This is a genomic window from Sulfitobacter sp. (assembly GCF_036961165.1).
GTDB lineage: Bacteria > Pseudomonadota > Alphaproteobacteria > Rhodobacterales > Rhodobacteraceae > Sulfitobacter.
The window spans coordinates 1-3110 of sequence record NZ_JBALVJ010000162.1; the positions used below are offsets into that span (position 1 = coordinate 1).

Consider the following 3110-nt stretch of genomic DNA (forward strand, 5'->3'; position numbering starts at 1 on the left):
GTTCGGGTTGGATACATCTTAGCACGCTGTCCAATTTTGCCGGACCACTTCAGTTACCCTAAACTTGCCTAATGATTTCGGAAGATATCGGGAGACTTACTATGGGTGGATACGGCTCGGGACGCAAATGCAGCAAGCAAAAGGCAGAGAATAGCCGCTCATTAAACATCACAACCTTACATCGAAGCGGTGCCTCAAATCTGGCTGGTACGGAGGCTGGTCTTGGACGTGCGGTGGAAAAGAGGAAGCGCGCATATCTCTCAAAGGTAAGCCTCCGGTCTAGCCGCTTCTATAATGCAATTTTCCACGGCAGCAGATCATCGACGCGGTTGATCTTATAGTATGGGATGCATGCAGGGGTATCTAAGCCCTATGCAGTACAGGGAGAGAGCGATGAAAGCATAAGTTGCCGTCGACAAAACCGGCAGCAGCTCATACTTCAGGGGGGGCGCGTATCAAAATGGCCCGTATCCGCCCTCAATCGTCATCACCAAGACAACGGATCCCCGGTAAGGTCTAGAAACCGCGGTTTTGATTGATAGCTGATTTTGTCGAAAACTCCCATAATAGCGGCGGCGCTTTCCGAAGCGCTTATGGCACCATTTGGACCAGCCATTGAGGTCCGCACATGGTCGAGCCTTAGACGCGCTGTTGTAATTCGGCGTGGGGCCAGCTCAGCAGCAACAACGTGCATCGCCATATTGAGTGCTGCTTTTGACATCCGGCACCCCAGACTACCAGAATTGGCTTTGGCAATCGTACCCATCAAACTTGTCAGTGCCAAAATACGTGGATGAGACGCATCATTCAAATATGGTTCAAAAGCCTCGACCATGCGCAAAATTCCAAGCGCATTGATGTCGAACGCTTCTTTGATACCTTGGTATTCGATCTGTGAAACGCGACCTAAGCGCATTGAGCGCGTCGTTTGCTCCGCTGCGATGGGTCGCAATGACAATATCGCCACGCTCCAAATGTGATTGGGTCAAAGCCAATCACATGCCCTGTGTGACACCTGTGACAACCCATGTTTCCGGTTTTGTAGTTTCGTCAGTCATAAAATTGGGGGAAAAGGAAAAATATCCTCACGTTTAGCCAGCGGCGCAGGAATTTCGCGATCCTGGTGTACAAGCCGGATGGCCATTCCCAAGCGGCGGGCACCACTTGTATGTGACAAGCTACGGTGCAACATCGCTGAGTGAAAGATCATGAAGCAGCCAGCTGGGATCGGTACAGGCCGGCGCATCGCCATCGCTTCAATCGGTAAATCAGTCAGAATATGTGCGCTTGCAGGCCGCAAATGAAAGGGCCTTGTGTCACGTTGCACGTTATAAACATCGCGATGCGTGCCGGGAATGATTTCCAGCAAGCCTGTTGTATGCGTAATGTCCGTCAATCCGAACAATATTGAGTAATGCCCGCCTATGGTGTTTAGCTGGATGTCGGCATCACCTGCCTCAAAGTGCTTGTCATGGTGCCAGCCAATTTCGCCACTGCCCTCAGATTTGCTAAAGAACGCACTGCGCCATAACTTGAAACTTGGGCCACACAGGGATTCTACCGCGCGAACCAGACCCGCGTCACATAACATTTGGCGCACCACGTCCGATGTGACATGAGGGTTTTTAACGTAAGTTGTTGACCCAATGGCATTGTTAGATTCAAAAATACAACGCGCGCGTTGTGGATTGTCCAACGGCAAGGGCGAGCTGTAGCCAAGTGAATCAAGAGACGCCTTTTCAAGTTTCCAACCAGCCACCATAGACGGGGTGTCGATTTCATTCGGCAAGCTTAAGGCTCCATAAATAATTTAGTAAAAATAGCTTTTCAGGGTAAAGGATGTCAATGATTGTGATCAATACCGTAGCCGTCAAGCCGGATACTCCAAGATCGGTGCTGTCAGACAAATGAGAACCAGTCTCTGTTCTTCAGCGATCTCAATTTGTTAGGCTATGCAGAGACCGCGCCACTCGGTAAGAGCCGCGGCACGGTTCAGCTTGAAATTTGATCGACTGTAGAGATGGCGCTCCGCGTTGAAATGGTTGTGGACTGAAGCGTGGACGGCGACGAATTTCTGTAAAGTTCGCATCCGCTTAAATCGAAGCATGGCTCGCTCTCTTCGCCTAAATGGCTGGTGTGAATTCTCGGCTCGATTGTTGAGCCAGCGGCCGGTTTCTTGCAGATCAGCATTGCCGATCACCTTCATCGCCGCACCGTAGGAACGTAGGAACGTAGCTTATCGGTGACGAAAATATTTGCGCGGCCATGGCGTTTCATGGTTTTCCTAAGAAATTTCAATGCTGCTTTGCGATCACGGCGTTTGGTCACATAGCTTTCCAGGACTTCACCCTTCGTGACACACAGCCCGCCAAAGATAGTGCATCTCGCCGTTGATCTTCACGAATACCTCGTCCAGGTGCCATTGCCAGTTCGAATATGCGCGCATCTGGCTGACCTTTTTCTTGCGGATCTCTGCGGCAAATAGCGGGCCAAATCTGTTCCACCAAAACCGAACAGTTTCGTGGCAGATGTCGATGCCGCGTTCGTGCAAAAGATCCTCAACATTGCGAAGCGGAAGCTGGAACCGAACGTACATCATGACCGCCAGACGGATGATCTCGGGGCTAGTCTTGAAGTAGCGAAATGGGGAGTTTTTTTCATCCAGAAAGGCTAGGTGGTCGCCCTGCCCGCCTCAACAAGTTTTATTCTGACAGTGCCCCTGAAGCACCTACAACAGGATGCGTCACCAAAACGTGCAATGTCGTGCGTTGTATGCCCACCGATTTATGCGAAAGTATTGAACATTGTAAAATGTATGCCTTGGGGGGACACAAGATGAAAAAGACCGCTCTACGCGTCGCAAGGTTCGCGGGACTTTCTGCTTTCGCAACTGCCGGATACGCGCAAGACTGCAATACTGTAACGGTTGAAGACGCCTTTGATCTGGATGAGGCCGCGGTTGTAGCACTTTACGATTGTCTAAAAGACGCGATGGCTGAGGGCTATGCGAAAAAGGGCGATTTGGTTGGCAAAAACTACCGCAGCTGGACTGTGAGTGTTGAATGTCACTGAGAGCTGACCCGGTAGCCCCATAAATTGTCACTGAGAAT

3 protein-coding genes and 1 pseudogene are annotated in these 3110 nt (G+C 50.6%); 1 reads left to right on the forward strand and 3 read right to left on the reverse strand.

The window, feature by feature from the left end; translation table 11 throughout:
• Positions 1 to 487: 487 nt before the first annotated feature.
• From V7730_RS22495 to V7730_RS22505, 3 genes and pseudogenes are all read right to left on the reverse strand, one after another.
• On the reverse strand, positions 488 to 916 hold the full coding sequence (locus V7730_RS22495) for an SDR family oxidoreductase (RefSeq protein ID WP_335749785.1): 429 nt from the start codon (positions 914 to 916) through the stop codon (positions 488 to 490).
• 138 nt (positions 917 to 1054) lie between these two features.
• Entirely contained in the window at positions 1055 to 1789 is a 735-nt protein-coding gene (locus tag V7730_RS22500) for a phytanoyl-CoA dioxygenase family protein (RefSeq protein ID WP_335749786.1), read from the reverse strand.
• Between the two features lie 156 nt (positions 1790 to 1945).
• Positions 1946 to 2599, reverse strand: a pseudogene (locus tag V7730_RS22505) (IS6 family transposase).
• Positions 2600 to 2835: 236 nt separating this feature from the next.
• On the opposite strand from V7730_RS22505, the gene V7730_RS22510 reads away from it, so the two are divergent.
• A complete protein-coding gene (locus V7730_RS22510) occupies positions 2836 to 3072 on the forward strand; it encodes a hypothetical protein (protein WP_335749787.1) in 237 nt (78 codons plus the stop codon).
• The last annotated feature ends 38 nt before the right edge of the window (positions 3073 to 3110 follow it).